The 16,611-nt window shown below is 48.4% G+C and carries 16 protein-coding genes; 10 read left to right on the top strand and 6 right to left on the bottom strand.

Going from position 1 to position 16,611, the window contains the following annotated elements; genetic code table 11:
• From WBV27_RS05640 to WBV27_RS05655, 4 genes are all read right to left on the bottom strand, one after another.
• Positions 1 to 266: peptidoglycan recognition protein family protein (locus WBV27_RS05640; protein WP_424200206.1), on the bottom strand; the 266-nt coding region annotated here is incomplete at its 3' end.
• A 217-nt stretch (positions 267 to 483) separates the two neighbouring features.
• Positions 484 to 717, bottom strand: coding sequence for a DUF2922 domain-containing protein (locus WBV27_RS05645; RefSeq protein ID WP_068622645.1), 234 nt, complete (start codon positions 715 to 717; stop codon positions 484 to 486).
• A 57-nt stretch (positions 718 to 774) separates the two neighbouring features.
• Positions 775 to 981 carry a hypothetical protein gene (locus tag WBV27_RS05650; RefSeq protein WP_424200181.1) on the bottom strand — a complete coding sequence of 69 codons (207 nt, stop codon included), beginning with the start codon at positions 979 to 981 and terminating at the stop codon, positions 775 to 777.
• A 91-nt stretch (positions 982 to 1,072) separates the two neighbouring features.
• The gene (locus tag WBV27_RS05655) at positions 1,073 to 1,612 is read right to left on the bottom strand and encodes a sigma-70 family RNA polymerase sigma factor (RefSeq protein WP_424200183.1); all 540 of its coding nucleotides are present in this window, start codon (positions 1,610 to 1,612) and stop codon (positions 1,073 to 1,075) included.
• A gap of 271 nt (positions 1,613 to 1,883) precedes the next feature.
• On the opposite strand from WBV27_RS05655, the gene WBV27_RS05660 reads away from it, so the two are divergent.
• The 8 genes from WBV27_RS05660 (at position 1,884) to WBV27_RS05695 (ending at position 11,687) form a co-directional block, all read left to right on the top strand.
• Positions 1,884 to 2,897, top strand: a complete 1,014-nt coding sequence (locus tag WBV27_RS05660) for a competence protein ComK (RefSeq protein ID WP_424200185.1) — start codon at positions 1,884 to 1,886, stop codon at positions 2,895 to 2,897.
• A 117-nt stretch (positions 2,898 to 3,014) separates the two neighbouring features.
• Positions 3,015 to 3,836: a general stress protein gene (locus WBV27_RS05665; protein ID WP_424200187.1), complete on the top strand. Its 822-nt coding sequence runs from the start codon at positions 3,015 to 3,017 to the stop codon at positions 3,834 to 3,836.
• Between the two features lie 197 nt (positions 3,837 to 4,033).
• Positions 4,034 to 4,870 carry a recombination regulator RecX gene (recX, locus tag WBV27_RS05670; protein ID WP_424200189.1) on the top strand — a complete coding sequence of 279 codons (837 nt, stop codon included), beginning with the start codon at positions 4,034 to 4,036 and terminating at the stop codon, positions 4,868 to 4,870.
• Complete coding sequence (mutY, locus tag WBV27_RS05675) at positions 4,870 to 6,144, top strand: A/G-specific adenine glycosylase (protein WP_424200191.1); 1,275 nt, start codon at positions 4,870 to 4,872, stop codon at positions 6,142 to 6,144. The genes recX and mutY overlap by 1 nt, the downstream gene beginning before the upstream one ends.
• A gap of 123 nt (positions 6,145 to 6,267) precedes the next feature.
• A complete protein-coding gene (gene ntdP / locus WBV27_RS05680; RefSeq protein WP_068561041.1) occupies positions 6,268 to 6,813 on the top strand; it encodes a nucleoside tri-diphosphate phosphatase in 546 nt (181 codons plus the stop codon).
• A gap of 174 nt (positions 6,814 to 6,987) precedes the next feature.
• Positions 6,988 to 8,124 carry an SGNH/GDSL hydrolase family protein gene (locus tag WBV27_RS05685; protein WP_424200194.1) on the top strand — a complete coding sequence of 379 codons (1,137 nt, stop codon included), beginning with the start codon at positions 6,988 to 6,990 and terminating at the stop codon, positions 8,122 to 8,124.
• 429 nt (positions 8,125 to 8,553) lie between these two features.
• The gene (pulA, locus tag WBV27_RS05690) at positions 8,554 to 10,533 is read left to right on the top strand and encodes a type I pullulanase (protein ID WP_424200196.1); all 1,980 of its coding nucleotides are present in this window, start codon (positions 8,554 to 8,556) and stop codon (positions 10,531 to 10,533) included.
• A 341-nt stretch (positions 10,534 to 10,874) separates the two neighbouring features.
• Positions 10,875 to 11,687, top strand: a complete 813-nt coding sequence (locus WBV27_RS05695) for a Cof-type HAD-IIB family hydrolase (RefSeq protein WP_424200198.1) — start codon at positions 10,875 to 10,877, stop codon at positions 11,685 to 11,687.
• 107 nt (positions 11,688 to 11,794) lie between these two features.
• Here WBV27_RS05695 and WBV27_RS05700 read toward each other — a convergent pair whose 3' ends face one another.
• A complete protein-coding gene (locus WBV27_RS05700; protein ID WP_086629686.1) occupies positions 11,795 to 12,892 on the bottom strand; it encodes an FUSC family protein in 1,098 nt (365 codons plus the stop codon).
• A gap of 281 nt (positions 12,893 to 13,173) precedes the next feature.
• Between WBV27_RS05700 and perR the strand changes: the two genes are divergently transcribed.
• Positions 13,174 to 13,665 (top strand): peroxide-responsive transcriptional repressor PerR, encoded by a 492-nt coding sequence (perR, locus tag WBV27_RS05705; protein ID WP_424200200.1) that lies wholly within the window; start codon positions 13,174 to 13,176, stop codon positions 13,663 to 13,665.
• 110 nt (positions 13,666 to 13,775) lie between these two features.
• Here perR and proC read toward each other — a convergent pair whose 3' ends face one another.
• A complete protein-coding gene (gene proC / locus WBV27_RS05710; RefSeq protein WP_424200202.1) occupies positions 13,776 to 14,594 on the bottom strand; it encodes a pyrroline-5-carboxylate reductase in 819 nt (272 codons plus the stop codon).
• 494 nt (positions 14,595 to 15,088) lie between these two features.
• Between proC and WBV27_RS05715 the strand changes: the two genes are divergently transcribed.
• On the top strand, positions 15,089 to 16,611 hold a 1,523-nt coding region (locus WBV27_RS05715; protein WP_424200204.1), incomplete at its 3' end, for an alpha-glucosidase.

Consider the following 16,611-nt stretch of genomic DNA (forward strand, 5'->3'; position numbering starts at 1 on the left):
CAGACATAAGCTTTGTAGTCCTGATCAAAAATGGCGCGGCTGTTCGTCCGCGCCAACTCGACTTGGGCATAGGCATAGCCGTTCGCTTTCGGGCCGACACCCCATTGGACTTTGCCGGTGTTGGCGATCTGGATTATTTTCCCGCCTCCGCCGACCCAATGGGAAACGAAGGCGTTTTGCCAATTTCGCTGCATGTAGCTGACTTCGTTCTCGAGGCTGTTTTTGCCGACGTTGTTCGGGTTTCCGGATTCGTGGGCGATGATCAGGTTGGCCGCAGTGAGTGGATTCTGGTAGATGGAAAAGATCCGTTTTTCGATTGTGTAGTTCATAGTGTTCCTCCTAGTTTTTTTCTCGTTACAGTTACTTTGTGCTCGATCGGATAAGCGCCAAAAAAGGGTGCCTCCGAATGAGACACCCTTGGGCGTTGTTGATGAATACTTAAGTTGTCCCGCAGTCCAAATAGCTTGTACTGCTTTTCTGATTTTATTCGGCTTCGGCGATCAGGTCGGTGATGGTGCGTTCCACATAGCGGGCGCTGTTGACTGCGGTGAAGGGGTTGATGCCTTTCACTTCGAACGCGTTCAGACCGATGATGGCGTCCATTGCCGGTTGCAGTTCAGCCGAAGTCAAGCCGCTTTTCGGGTTCTTGACACTCAAGTTGCGGGTTTTCCCGTCGGCCGTCAAAAATTTCAATTCCAAGGTTACTGTTGTCGTCATGTTCATTTCCTCCTAGATGTCTGATGGGTAGTGGTTACTGAGCTGCTTTCGGTTGGCTTAGGCGATGGAGTAGCGGTTCTTTTCGACAACGACTGCGTAGGCAGCAGGCAGATCGACGAGACCGGATACGGCTGTTTGGAAGGATTGGACCTGTTCAGCGGTGACGCCTGGTTTCAGGTTCGCGAATGACTGTTTGATTTCCTTCTCGTTTGCAAAATCATTGAAATAAAGCTCGATGTTTCCTTCTTCGTATTGTTTCACCATTTGGCATTCCTCCGTTTTCTTTTCTGGTAAGTGTCATGACTGCTTACACCTATAACGACGAAGGGGGATAGGCAATGTGTAACCCTGTCTTTCAGGCCTTCAGAAAAGCGCTGGCTTTGGATTGGATCTGCCTTCTTCTTTTGTAGAGCGTTTTGCGTGAAATTTTTTGTTTCCTGGCGATTTCGGTGATGTTCAGTCCATCCAACGCATCCCGCAGATAGGCGTTTTCCTCAGCGGTCAGACAGGCGCAAAGGCGTTGCAGCAGATCTTCCTGCTCCAGTTGGTACTCAAATGAGACTGCATTGGGGATTTCCTCCAGCTCCTCTTCGGAAAGGTAGGCTTCGCGGTTTTCTTTTTTCCGGTCCTTGCGGATCTGGTCAAGGAAAGTCCAGTGGATTTTTTGCTTGGCATAGCTGACGAACAGAAAGCTGTTCTCGGTTGCGAGTGCGTCCTTCAGGCATGTTTCGTAAGTGTCAAAAAGGGTGATCAGCCCTAATTGGTAGAAGTCGTCGTAGTCGTTGTGGTCCGGATACCGATTGATTTTTTTCAGACAATGATGGATGACGCCGGCGTACAGCTCGTTCAATTGTGTGGCGGCTTCATCGGTGCAGCTTCTTTTTTTCGTATTCATGGCTTTGCCTCCGTAATGTAGTGGATGGCGTGATGCAGGGGGATCCCTGTGCATGCTCATCACGGCCCGGCAAGCTTGCTGATGCCCATATTAGCGGTTTGGGGCCGTCGGGGTCAAAACGGCAAATATGGGCAAAAACGCGACCAGAGTGATGGGATTCGAAGTTTCGGCCATATTTGTGCCGATTATCGAGAAAATGTAAGCGTTCATATATCATTCTGGCGAGAATTAGTATATATTTTTGTTAAACATTCCTAGTTGGGGGGATTTTATGGAAAATAAAAATGCTAAAAAACATCGGAGGGTGCTGATTCGGCAATCGAAGCAGCAAGCTGTCAAAAGGAGCAAACAGACTGTCGAACAAGGCGTGGATGATTTGGCGACATTAGATGATTTGGGGGAAATACTCGATCCGGCAACATTGGATGCAATCATGTCGCATTTCCGCACATCGCTGGAGTCATCGTTTGCGCATAAAAGCCAGAAGAAGGAGGTTGAACCGTTCTTCGTGCTGCTTGATCCGGAAAGTATCCAGACCTATCTGGAAAAGGCCTGGAATCTGGACCGGTTTGTGTTGGACAACAGCTTCCTGTACCTGCTCAGTCTGGACCCGCAGCTGCATCGGACCGATTTCAAGACACTCATCTTCTTCAAGGACGGCCGCCTCATCAAGACGCGCGAAAACAGCAACAATGTGATGCGTTCGTTTTTTGAATTGATCGGGTTCAGTTATGATTTCATTCGGGGGATCTCGACGCGAGTCAACGGAAAAGAGGGCCATTGCGTACCCTATATTTTTGGGAGGTACAGTTTTTTGCCGTTGAGCGGACCGACCCGCAGGCAGAGTTCGTGGGTCAACCTTTCGAAGGTGCAGCATTATCGGGCTTTGAAAGGGGAAAAAGGTGTGGAAATCCATTGTGAAAATCAGCATGTTTTCCAGCTGCCGGTGCGCCCGCAATTTTTTGCCGATAAGGTCAAACAAGCCGGTCAGACTGTCCATCGCCAAGAGCATCTTTTGCGCAATGTTTTAAAGAATTTCGATTATGTCGACGGAAGGAAGGAGGAGCGCGAGAATAATCTGTTGGGGAATGCTTTTCATGCGCCCACCGATCGCATTTCGCTGATTTCGATGGAGGATTACATCCGGATTTTCCAATTTTCCTTTGCAGAGACGGCTTTGAAGCATCCTTCGTTGCGTGACAATCCAGTGACTGACGAGGCGTTGCACCTGCTGCGGGAGAATCTTTACGACGATCTGCCTCATCTTAGGAATGCGCCCCGCTAGCCACCATCACGGATTGAGGAAACGCACAATTATGAAAAAGGCTATCATTTGTGATTCAGGTGGAAGTATTTTACAATGAATGCAAAGAACAAATCTTCAGTAATGGGAGGAATCGTTATGGACAAGAGAATCGAAGGCACCTTTGCTAATCAGGAAATGGTGATCGATGAAATCACGCATCTGATCAAGCATGAAGGCTATGCGCCGGAGCAACTGCTGGTCATCACCCGCAACGGCAAGAGCAATTACATCACGGAAGAGACTGCGGTGCAGGTCATCATAACCGGTGAGGACCGCGAGGAAGACTCCTTGTGGGACAAAATCGTGAAATTCTTTACGGTTGATTTGGACGAGGAAGAGGAAGAAGCTATTTTCGAACGCTATGGCATAGATGAAGATACGTATGAGCGCTTTGAGGATGCATTGGATGATGGGGAATTGTTGCTGCTGATCGATGATGCCGCTCCGATCAACGACGAGCATGCCGAGTTTCTCGTGCGCGATGGCATTCTGCCTGACGAAAAAGTCGTTCCTGTGGCAGCTGTCACTGCTGCCACTGCCACGAAACCGGATTGGACATCTGCCGACAGCGATGAAGTCGGCGATGTGCCGGCCCATTCCATCGAGGCCGCGAAAAAACTGGAAGCCATCGAAGTTGCAGCTGAGTCGCCGACTCAGCCTGCTGATATGACCGACAATATCACCGGCCAACCGATCAAAGCGGAATCGGTAGCGGATCCTGCAATGGCGGAAGACAGTCACCATTTGCCTGAAATGCAGTTCGACAAAGATGATTCTTTGCTGGAACTGGACGAAGAGAAGGAACAGTTCTCCAAGGACCCGTTCGGAGGCGACACAGTTGTTGCCGAAGCCGGCGAGGATGCGGAAGACATCGAGCCTGATTATGAAGAAACGGACAAACCAAAACCGGCTCTATAATTGATGAAAACACCAAGGGCTGCCTCGAAAATGAGGCAGCCTTTGGTGTTTTTTTGCGGGCGATGGGATCCGGAAAGATGAATTAAAGATAGTTATTCATCTTTTTAGCGCGCAGCGGGGATTTCGAACATACGTTTTGTTCCTTTTGTGTTTTGCATGTATAATAGCAAGTGAGATTCGCCGAAAGGATGTAGAAAATGGATCATACCGAAGAACAGGCTGAAAAATTGCCTGTCGTAACAAAAATAACCGTCCAGAAAAAACGGAAGGACCGCTTCAATGTCTTCATCGACGGGGAGTACTCCTTTCCGATATCGGAAGCCGTGCTCATCAAGGTCGGCTTGCATAAAGGGATGACGCTCACAAAAGAGCGCAGCGCCGAGATTGAGAAGGAAAATTACGACTACATGGCTTACACGACGGCAGTCAATTATCTGTCCTACAGTCTGCGCAGCGAAAAAGAGGTCCGCAAAAAGCTGCATGAGGAGGAGATCAGCCCGGACGCTATCGAACGTGCGCTGACGCGGCTGGTGGATCAGAATTACGTCAATGACCGCATCTACGGCGAAAGCTATACGCGCACGGCGGCGAACTTGAATCTGAAGGGCCCGCAGCTAATCGCCAATGAACTGAAAGGGAAAGGTTTGTCGGAGGAAGATATCGCCTTTTCCCTCAAACAATATCCGCATGAACTGCAGCTGGAAAATGCCCAAACGATCGCCGAGAAGCAGCTCCGCAAACAAAGCCGGGTCTCTTCGCATGAAGCGGCTTCAAAAATTCGGTTGCATCTGCATCAAAAAGGCTATCCTTCCGACATCGTCCTGGAAGTCATGGGGGAGATCGAAACGGAAAAAGAGGAAGAGGATGAAATGGCCGCACTGCGCATGCAGGGGGACAAGCTTTGGCGCCGTTATGAGCGCAAAGCGAAAGGCCGTGAGCTGCAGCAAAAAGTGAGATCGGGCCTTTACCAAAAAGGCTACCCGGGTGAGCTGATCTCCGCCTATATCGAAGAAAAGGAACAGGAAATAGAATAATGACAAATTCGGAGCACGAAAAAATATTCAAAGCAGCCGGCATCGAAATGTGGCCGGCCGAGAAAATACAGGCTTTCCGCAAAGCCTTGTTGGATTGGTACGAAAAAGAGAAACGCGACTTGCCTTGGCGCCGGACGAGCGATCCCTACAGCATCTGGGTGTCGGAAATCATGCTGCAACAGACGCGGGTGGATACGGTGATCCCTTATTACCACAATTTCCTGGATAAATTCCCGGACATCGCAGCGTTGGCGGCTGCGCCTGAAGATGCCATCCTGAAAGCTTGGGAAGGGCTCGGTTATTATTCCCGCGTCAAGAACATGCAGAAAGCAGCGCAACAGATTGTCGCCGAATACGGCGGTGTTTTCCCGGAAGATCCGCAGGAAATCGCGAAGCTGAAGGGAATCGGTCCGTATACGGCAGGAGCCGTTTCCAGCATCGCCTTCCAGATCCCCGAGCCGGCAGTCGACGGCAACGTCATGCGGGTCATGAGCCGGTTGTTCGAAATCGATGCCGACATTGCCAAACCAGCCAGCCGGAAAATTTTCGAAGCAATCGTGCGCGAACTGATCGATCCGGAGCGGCCGGGCGACTTCAACCAAGCCTTGATGGATCTGGGCTCGAGCATCTGTTCGCCGCTGAATCCGCAGCCTGAGATCAGCCCGATCAAGGCCTTCAATGCAGCCTACCAAAACGGAACGATGCACCTTTATCCGGTCAAGAGCAAAGCGAAAAGGCCGGTGCCGATGAACCTGCAGGGCGTCATCCTGCAGAACAGTGAGAAGCAGTTCCTTTTGGAGAAGCGCCCGAGCAGCGGCCTGCTGGCGGATTTCTGGACATTCCCGTTGATCCAGCTCGATCTCGATGCAATTCCCGGATCAGTGGATGCGGCCATTGAATCTGCCAGCATTCAGACGGAATTGTTGGTCGCGGAGGATTTCCCGAAGCTGACGGAAGAAGCAAAGAAGGCCGACAAAAAGTTGCCGTCCTTCCACCAGATCGAAGCCCAGCTTTCAGCGGCTGTAGCCGAAAAGTACGGCTTGAAGCCCGTCTGGCTGAAGGCGGAAACCGGATCGGTCAATCATGTCTTCAGTCACATCAAATGGCACATCACCGGTTATTACGGACGCGTGTTGGCGGACACTGAAAGCCTGTTACCCGAACAATGCCGTTGGGTCAGCGAAAATGATTTTGCCGATTATGCCTTCCCGGTGCCGCAGCAAAAAATGTGGCAACAATTCCAACAACAGACCCGAAAAGAATTTGGTCTATAATGGCTAAAATTTCGCAATCCATTTCCATTCTATGATATACTGTTCAATGAACTGAAAGTTGAGAGTTCCGCCGAAATGATTTCCGGCGAGGACTCAAATAGTTGAAGAAAGTTGGGCACCGTGATGCATAATCCTCGGGAGGGAGAATTCATCACCATAAAGAGTTATAAGCATGACGGCAGCCTGCATCGAACGTGGCGTGACACCATGGTATTAAAAACTAGTGACCAATCCATAATCGGCTGTAATGATCACACCTTAGTAACGGAAGCAGATGGGCGTCGCTGGGTCACCAGAGAGCCTGCATTGTTGTATTACCATAAACATTATTGGTTCAACATCGTCACCATGATCCGCCAAAAGGGTGTCTCCTACTATTGCAATCTGGCATCGCCTTATGTGATCGACCAGGAAGCACTGAAGTACATCGATTATGACCTGGACATTAAAGTTTTTCCTGATGGTGAAAAACGTTTGCTTGATGTAGATGAGTATGAATTGCATCGCAATCGCATGAATTACCCAAAAGAGATCGATCATATCCTGAAAGAGAACGTGAAGATTTTGGTGAGCTGGATCAACGAAGAAAAGGGTCCATTCTCCAAAGAATACGTCGACTTATGGTATGAGCGGTATTGTCAGCTGTCGCATAATCAGCAAAACTCGTGATGAATCCAAATTATAAAAAACCAGTCGAGCTCATTGATCGGCTGGTTTTTTATCGAAAATATCCGCTCGTACGAAAAAAATACCGTGCATTAACACAAACGTTATATTATGATAAATATATCTGTATTATAGAGTCAATATTTGAAATATCATTAAAATATTGGAGGAGTCAGAATGAAAAAAAGGGAAATACTGCTTGTTTCCATCATGGGTATCCTTACGATTGCCATTGTTCTTTTTGGATATAAATACGCGGCCGGTAAAAAAGAGGCCTTATTGAACGAAGGGGAAAAACAGACGGAAACAGTTTCCGCACTTGCTTCCTCGCAAGCGTCGACAGTCGCAGAGAATGATACATCCGAAGCTTATGCGCAGTTCTTGGCAGCTTTTGCTGAGAACCGAAGCAATGCATCGGTTGTCGATTATCTGCAGTATGTTCATCATCATACGAAGGAAGTAAATGTCGCCTTCTTCGGGGATGTCGCAGCTGATGCGGCTTGGGCCAAGTCTGCCATCGCCGGCATCCAGGCCGATTTTCCGCTCGAAAATCTGACAACATCGTTCTTCAGCCATCCTTCCGACAGCAGTTCGGTTTATCTGAGCAGCCAGTATGTTCAGGAAATGGTCGCAAGCAGTCCGGATGTGATTTTTTACACCATCTCAACGAAGACCGATCAGGTGGTTGACTTCAGTTTGGTTGATTCGACGGAAAATATCTACGCGATTTATGATGAAATCAGAGCTGCCTTGCCTGATGCGCTGATCGTGCTGGTGACGCCGCCTCCTGCAGAAGCCAAATTGGCTGATTGGAATTCCCGTGCCTTGGATTATCGGAACTATACCAATAATCTGGTGGAAGAAAATGCAGCTTTCACTGTTCCGTTGTATGACCTGCATGCGGATTTCCTTGCTGAGTTGACGAACCGCAGTGAAACATTGACCAACTTTATGGATGCAGCCGGTCTGGAATTGAATGAAGCCGGACAAAAACTGTACGGTGAAATGTTTGCGAACAGCCTGCGGACAAAAATGATCGATACGACGGCCGGCTTGTACGTGGAAGGCGAGAAACCTGCCCACACACCCATCGCCCCAACATTAGTCGTGCCGGAAGTGCCTGCCACTGTAATCGAGGAAACTGTCAGTGAAGAGACAGTGTACGAAGAGCCTGTTTATGAAGAGTCGACATACGTTGCACCGACTTATGAATATGTGGCGCCGGTTACTGATACAACAGTCACACCGACAGTGCCGAGTGTAGATATCACAAGCGATCAGGGAACAGCTGTCGGAGAATATACAACCGAGTAGCGCCAAACTGACATGACCTTGGTCGGTTCACATCAAACTCGCACATGCAAATCACAAAATAAAAAGCCTACATTTATCGGATTGTCCGGTAAATGTAGGCTTTTTCTGAGGATTTTCCGTATTTCTGCTCACGAAACGGCAGATAAGTCAATTTTTTAATCCGAATTTCACAAACTTACGTAGCGTGGATAACACAAAAACAGTATTGTCCTTATTTCTTAAGATAGTCTTTGGAAGATTGATATTATAGAGTTTCTGATGTATAATAATGGCGTAACCAAAAGATGTAAGCGTTTTTACAAAAGGGGTTCTGTGTAGGTCCAAAGCCATGTGTTTCACAAATATGCAGACAAATTTGGAAACCGCCGCACGATAGCCATCCGCATAAACGCAATTTCATCAGAAGAGAGATTTTTCGGAGGTAATGTCATGCAAATACAAGTTGATGAACGGAAACGGACTGACGTTCTATCGACTATTTATTATCAATATAACTTAGATAATTTAGATGATCGACTAGAGCAATTTGTACAGTCGCCTGTTTTTGATAAAAAGTATTCATTTGATGGAGAATTGGGAGCACTCTATACACCGCAGCGAACTATTCTGCGGCTATGGGCTCCGACTGCGCTCAGCGTAGAAGTGATCGTTTATGAAAGTCAGTATCGCCAAGAGAAGAAAAGACACACGATGGGGAACGGTGGAAGAGGGACTCACGAACTCATTATGATTGGGGACTATGCGGGCACTGCCTACAAATACGCCATTACTTTTCCGGATGGCAAAGTTGTTGAGACAGTTGATCCCTATAGCTATGCGACCACCGCAAACGGAGAACGCTCTGTCATTTTGGATGTCTTGAAAACGAATCCTAAAAGATGGGGAGCCCGATTGGAGCCGATCGCTTCACCAGTCGACGCCATTATTTATGAATTACATATTCGTGACTTCACGATTTCCCCAACAAGCGGGATTGCAAACAAAGGCAAATTTTTAGGTGTAGTCGAGCAAGGTACCTTATCTGCGGATGGCGACAAGACCGGGCTGGATTACCTGAAAGAGCTGGGCGTAACGCATGTCCAGTTTTTGCCGATGGCCGATTTTTCCACAGTCAATGAGTTGAAACCGTTGGAACAATATAACTGGGGCTATGATCCGCAGAACTTCAATGTTCCGGAAGGATCCTATGCGACCAATCCCTATCAACCGGAAGTTCGGATCCTGGAAATGAAGGAAATGATCCAGGGTTTGCACGATGCGGGGATCCGTGTCATCATGGATGTCGTTTACAATCATGTCTATCTACCGAAACTGCATGCTTTGGAAAAAACAGTGCCAGGGTACTATTTCCGTAAAAATGCTGATGGAACGCTCTCCAATGGGACGGGTGTCGGTAACGACACTGCTTCGGAGCGTTATATGATGCGCAAATACATTATCGACAGCATCCTGTATTGGGCGAAGAACTTCCATATGGATGGGTTCCGTTTCGATCTGATGGGTATCCATGATGTCGAAACGATGAATGAAATCCGTGTCGCTTTGGATGCAATCGATCCTTCCATCATCATGCTCGGTGAAGGTTGGAATCTGAACACCAATCTGCCGCCTTCCGAAAAAGCTGTCCAACAGAATGCGGACCGCATGCCCGGTGTGGCTCATTTCAATGATGCGTTGCGTGAAGCAATCAAAGGTTCCGACTTCAACAGTGGGAACGATACCGGCTTTGTCACCGGCAAACCGTTCATGGAAGGCTGGGTCGCCACAAATCTGCAAGGCGGAGCGTATTACCCCGCTAGCCGAGGCAACTACAAGACTCCCGCCCAGATGGTGCAATATGTGGAGGCTCACGACAATCTGACGCTTTATGACAAATTGAAGATTTCAATGCCATGGGATGAGGAAGATTCCCGTATGCGGCGCCATCTTTTGGCAAGCAGCTTCGTTCTGCTGAGCCAAGGCATCCCGTTCATTCATGCAGGGCAAGAGTTCATGCGCACAAAGAACGGGCTGGAGAACAGCTACAATGCGCCGGATTCGATTAACCGCATGGATTGGCACCGCCGTTTCGAGATGAAAAAGGCTGTGGATTACATGAAAGGCTTGATTGCATTGCGCAAACGGGAGCCGTTATTCCGCTTGCGGACCATCGATGATGTCAAGGGGCATATGAATATCCTAAAAGCTGATTACCAGATTGTTGTCTACCAACTCGAAGATACGGAAAAATTATACTACGTCATCTTCAATGGCCAGACGAATGCGATCGATTTTGATGTCGAAACAGGGGATTATCGGGTGTTGATCGAGGACGGAAAAACGAACGTGGATGAACCGAGAATAATCGAAGGATTATCCCGCATTCGGGTGGAATACCTTTCCGTTACAGTGCTTGTGAAGAATAAATGATGGTAGTCCGGGCGGTCGTCTCATTTGAGACGACCGTTTTTTTAGTGCGAATGCACAATCAGGAGCTGAACTCCGGTGAAGGAAGGATTGGCAGGAGGAGAGCAATCGAAACCGTGCCCTACTCCTGCCAACGGGTGTTGCCCGGAGTAGAGCTATCGAATCCGCAGTGAGCTCCGGCCAAGGCCTGCGCCGTCGGAGTTAGACAACATGCGACACCCTGATTGCTATATTTTGCAACATTTTTCATTCCGTATCATACAAGATTATCACATCCTAGAGCAATCTTTGGTACAATGAACTGAGTAGGATATTGCACGATAATGATGAGGTGGGATATACAAATGATAAAAATGATAGCGATCGATATCGATGGCACGTTGGTCAATGAACAGAAAGTGATGACGCATAAGGTAAAAGAGACGATCCAAGAGGCAATGCGCCGTGGCATCAAAATCGTGCTTTGCACCGGCCGTCCGCCTGCGGGCATCAAGCCGTATGCCGATGAATTGGGATTCGGGGAACACGAGGACTACATCATCGCCCAGAATGGTGCCTACATTCTGCGTGCAGACACGGACGAAACGGTATACAAAAAAACGTTGACGCTCGCCGAGGTGCAGGAAATTTACGAGTTCGGAAAAGGTTTTTCTGTTGGGACACTGTTGGTTGGCGAGCACCATTATTACAGTTTGGAAGATGAAGTGACGGAATCGATGCAAAAGGATGCCACTCTCGTCAACATGGACATCAGCGTATTGGATCCCACAGCAGTAAGCGAAGAGATGGGTTTGATGAAGATCCTTTACATCGGCGAACCGAACGAGGTGGATGTCATTGATTCGGCTATCCCCAACAAGATGCGTGATGACTTCTATATCGTCCGCAGCCAGGAGTTCCTTATGGAAGTGATGGAGAAAAGCTCGAATAAAGGCACCGCGTTGACTAAATTGGCGGATCATCTCGGGATCGCGATGGAGGAAGTGATGGCGCTGGGTGACGGCGAGAACGATTATGAAATGATCCAAGTTGCCGGTCTGGGTGTCGTGATGTCGAACGGAACCGACAATCTTAAAAGCATCGCGAACGAGATCACCTTATCCAACGAAGAAGACGGCGTGGCCCACGCCATCGAGAAATGGGCTTTCCAAAGCTAAGAAAAATGTTTCCGGAATATATAAAAGAGGCACGCAATCAACCAGAAATTTCTCTTGGTTGATCGCATGCCTCTTTTTTCTGCCACCAAAACAGCCAGAACGGTAGTTCAGTGGATGATGTCTTCGATATTGTTAATGTTCTTGGATTTATTGCCTGGGGTCGCTTTGTAGCTGCGGACCAATTTGTTGAAGTGGACCAGATCGTCTTCGTAAGCCAGGATGGCACTCATCAGATGGATGATGCCGTAGCTTTCGGAACTGCTGTACTTGCCGTAATCACTTTCTTCCTGGGCGCGCTGGAAAAAGACGTCCATCATTTCATGGCGTTGGGCCTTATCGGCTTCAAAGAAATTGACTTGATTGGCCCGAACGCGTCCGCTGAATTTCAGCATGATCTGTTCGTGGCCGCTCATCAAGGTTTCCAGGCGTTCGCGGATCATGATGCGCATTTCAACAGGGAATTGATAGAAAACATTTTCGTAATCGTGCAGGACTTCCAGGACGTGGAAGGCGGAGCGAGTCGTTTGGATCATTTTGCGGTAAACGACGAGCATCTTTTTGTTCTGATATTTGTTTTGTTTGTTGAACAGACCGCTTTCGGTCAAGTATTGATAAAGGTTGTCCATTTTTTTGAGCTGCGTGCGCGCCCATTTCAGATCGTTGTTCATGATGGAATATTCGGTGTTCTTGCGCAAACCGGCGCGGATCCAAATCAGAAACTCGGTAGTGGCATAGTCCACCGTGTGGTACAAGCGTTCATCGTACCGCGGAGGGGCGACGAATGTATTGACCAAAAAGGCGATGATGACGCCGACGAACGTTTCCAATACGCGGTAGGTTGCACTCAACATCAAATTGTCATCCGTGCCGACCATGATGACGATCAATGTCACGATCGACAGCCCGATCACGTCTTCGAGCTTGAGAGCATTCAGGATGGCGATCAGCAGCATGACCGAAATGCCGAGGAGATAGATGTTGTATCCCAAGGTCATGACGACGAAAACGGCGACCAAACCGCCAATCGTGTTGGCCATTATCCGGCTCTTCAGGTTGGCGTAGGAACGGCCGAGGGAAGGCTGGGTGGAATAGATGGCAGCGATGCCTGCGATGACGCCTCCGCCTTCGAATCCGAAGTATTGGGCGACGATCATTGATAATGCGACGGCGAGACCCGTTTTAAAGGTGCGGGCGCCAAGTTTCATATAAGTTCAGCTCCATGTGATAAATGATGTTAAAAAGAGTAATCCATGTTAAGAATATACTAATCCCGTGTCCATGTAAAGATTGACAGGATTGTTGTCGGACAAGTTTTGCGGTGGGTTCGCTTCCATCGGCGTCCTGGTAATAAAAAGTAAGCATTATTTATGAATGTTATGGGCTTATGTATTGCTATTTTCGGCAAATCGATATATGATGAACTCAGCTAAATGTAAATTATAATGACTATCATATACAAGTGATTCCAGAAGAGGGGGGATACACCATGCACCATACAATCGTAAATGATTCAATCGAAAAAATGAAAAACGCAAATATCCGAATTACACCGCAACGTTACGCGATTTTGGAATATTTGGTCGAGTCCAAAATGCATCCGACAGCGGATGATATCTACAAAGCGTTGGCCGATCGTTTTCCTAACATGAGCGCAGCCACTGTTTACAACAATTTGAGACTTTTTGTAAAAATTGGCTTTGTGAAGGAGTTGGCTTATGGAGATGCTTCAAGCCGATTTGACTTCAGCAACACGCAACATTATCATGCCATCTGTGAAAGCTGCGGAAAAATCGTCGATCTTTATTATCCGGTATTGGATGATGTGGAGATGGTTGCCGAGAATTTGACCGGTTTCCAAGTCAGCCATCACCGCATGGAAGTCTACGGCATCTGTCCTGAATGCCAGGAAAAAGGGGTCCAAAAAGAAGACGTCGATGATGGAGCCGAAGCTGCGGGACATCATCACCACCATCATTAATAAGCAGATAGTTATGAGCTCTTCCTCAGATTTTTGGGGGAGAGCTTTTTTGCATAAGAAACGAACCCCCTGAGCGAGTGAACGGCTCAGGGGGTTCGTTTTGGATAGATTCAGTTCTCTTTCGGTTTGCTCATGGCGATGGATTTGTCGATGGTTGTCTGGACTGCCGAAATGACCGCTGAGCGGAATCCATTTTTTTCCAATTCCGCAACGGCTTCGATCGTAGTTCCGCCCGGAGAGCAGACCATGTCCTTCAGTTCGCCAGGATGTTTGCCGGTTTCCAGCACCATTTTTGCGGAACCAAGGACTGCTTGAGCCGCAAATTTATAGGCTTGTTGGCGGGGCATGCCGCCGCGGACGGCCCCGTCTGCCAAAGATTCGATGAACATGAAGACCAAGGCAGGGGAAGAACCGCTGACGCCTGTCACTGCGTCCATCATGTATTCCGAAACCATTTCGCTGCGACCGAAGCTGTCGAAGATATTTTTGACATCCGTAAGCTCAGCGACGTTCACCACTTCATTTGCGCAGATGCCGGTCATGCCTTCGCCGACCAATGCAGGTGTGTTCGGCATAGCGCGGACTACTTTCAACTTGCGGCCGAAGCGTTCTTCGATGTCGCTTAAGCTTTTTCCGGCTGCAATCGTAACGATGACGACATTCTCTTTGATGGCCGTTTTGATTTCGTCGATGACGACATTGTAGATATTCGGTTTGACGGCCAAAAAGAGGATATCCGATTCGGCTGCCACCTGTCTGTTGTCGGCCGCGATGCGGATGCCGTGTTGCTCCTTCAGTGCTTGCAGGCTTTCATTGTTTTGGCTGGATGCGATGACTTGGTTAGGTGCGACAAGTGCAGAACCGACAAGTCCGCCGATGATGGCTCCGCCCATATTTCCGCTGCCGATGAATCCGATTGTTTTTTTCATAAGTGAGGACTCCTTTTGGATGTTGAGTAAGTTAGTTTGCTTTCCTTAATTTTATCATTATAACAAGAAAAAGGGAAAATCGTACAGAAAATGATGTCGCACCATGCCATAAGACTACTTGGGCGCTTGCAGCCACAGTGTATCTTACGCATCCTGAAATTTGTATTTGATCGGTTCTTTGGGTAAGCTTAAGGTAGGTATTCGTATAACCAATAATGATGGCTAGCTTCACGGGTTAGCCCTTCGGAAATTATAAAGGAACCCCTTGTCTCTGCGAGCCAAGGATACTGTTCGACTAACCTGCCTGACGCAGGAAGTCTCTCAGCATATTGCGCTCTTCGATACTCAGTTGCATGGGACTTTTAGGGATTCATCCCTTAGAGTCCCAGTACAAGGTGACCAAAGGGAACGTTGCAAGGCACGATTTCCTAAATTTCTTTCAGGGCTGAGCGAACCCGTTCCGCTTTTCACATCATAAAAGTGAGGTTTTTGATATGGGTAATGTGCGTGAGTGGTGGCATGAATTGATTGTGTATCAAGTGTATCCGATGAGTTTCCAGGATTCCAACGGGGACGGTGTCGGGGACATCCGCGGCGTCATCAACCGGTTGGGCTATATTCAAAATTTGGGCGTCAACATGATTTGGCTGAATCCAATCTTCAAATCGCCGAAAGTCGATAATGGGTATGACATTTCCGATTTCCTGGAGATCGATCCGATTTTTGGGACGATGTCTGAAATTGAAGAGCTGATCCTGGAGGCGCACAAACGCGGCATCAAAGTCATCTTCGATTTTGTGATGAACCATACTTCGGACCAACATCCTTGGTTCCAGGAAGCATTGAAGGGGAAAGGCAATCCGTACCGCGATTATTACATCTGGGCGGACGGGAAAAACGGCGGGAAAGATTTGCCGAACAACTGGGAATCGTTTTTCACCGGCACCGTCTGGGAAAAGGAACAAGCAGGTGACCAATATTATTTCCATCTGTTTGCGAAGGAAATGCCCGATCTGAATTGGGCCAATCCGGAAGTGCGGCGCGCGATGGTCGACATCGCCTTTTTCTGGCTCGACAAGGGAGTCGACGGATTCCGTTTGGATGCTTTCATCCATCTGCAAAAGGAAGAGGGTTTCCCGGATGTGGAAGGTCTGGATGAAGGGGAAATCGGTCTGGCCGAGAACTATTACGCCAATCTGCCAAAAATCAACGAGTACATGAAATTCTTCACCTCGACTTTGCGGGAACGTTATCCGGACACCTTCATCGTCGGGGAGGCAGCCTCGGCCACCGTCGAGCTGGCGCGTTCCTATACGGATCCGGTTGTCGGCGGCTGCGATACGGTCATCACTTTCCGTTACTTCACGATGGATGATAAAGCGAAAGACCCGCGCCTTTCCCCAAATATGCAGAAGACGAAACTCCTCTACGGCGCTTTCAAGAAAAATCTGCAGGAGTGGCAGAAAGTCATGGCGGATGTCGGCGGTCCGACGCTTTATTGGAATAATCATGATATGGCCCGGGTCGTTTCCCGGATCGGGGACGACACTGCCTACCGCGATAACAGCGCGAAAATGTTGGCAGCATTGATGTACCTCCAGAAGGGCATCCCCTTCATCCTGAACGGGGAAGAAATTGGGATGAAGAATCTTTTCCTCGATGACATCAACGATTTCCATTCCCCGGAAGCGCAAACGTTTTATAAGAATGCGCTTGCTTTGGGATACAGCGAAGAATCGGTTCTCTACAATCTGCGGGAAAGTTCCAAGGACGCTAGCCGGGGTGCGATGCAATGGGACCAGTCAGCTTTTGCCGGTTTTTCGACGGTTGCCCCATGGAGTGGTGTCAACGTCGAAGCGGCCTATAACGTAGCGGCGGAAGAAACCGACTCCGAGAGTATCCTGCATTTTTACCGGAAAGTATTGGATCTGAAGAAGACGGATTTGTTCATTGACGGGGACTATCGTCTCTGGGATACGCACGATGACTTCTTTGTCTACGAGCGCGTGATGGACAA

The organism is Trichococcus sp., from assembly GCF_049589555.1.
Classification (GTDB): domain Bacteria; phylum Bacillota; class Bacilli; order Lactobacillales; family Aerococcaceae; genus Trichococcus.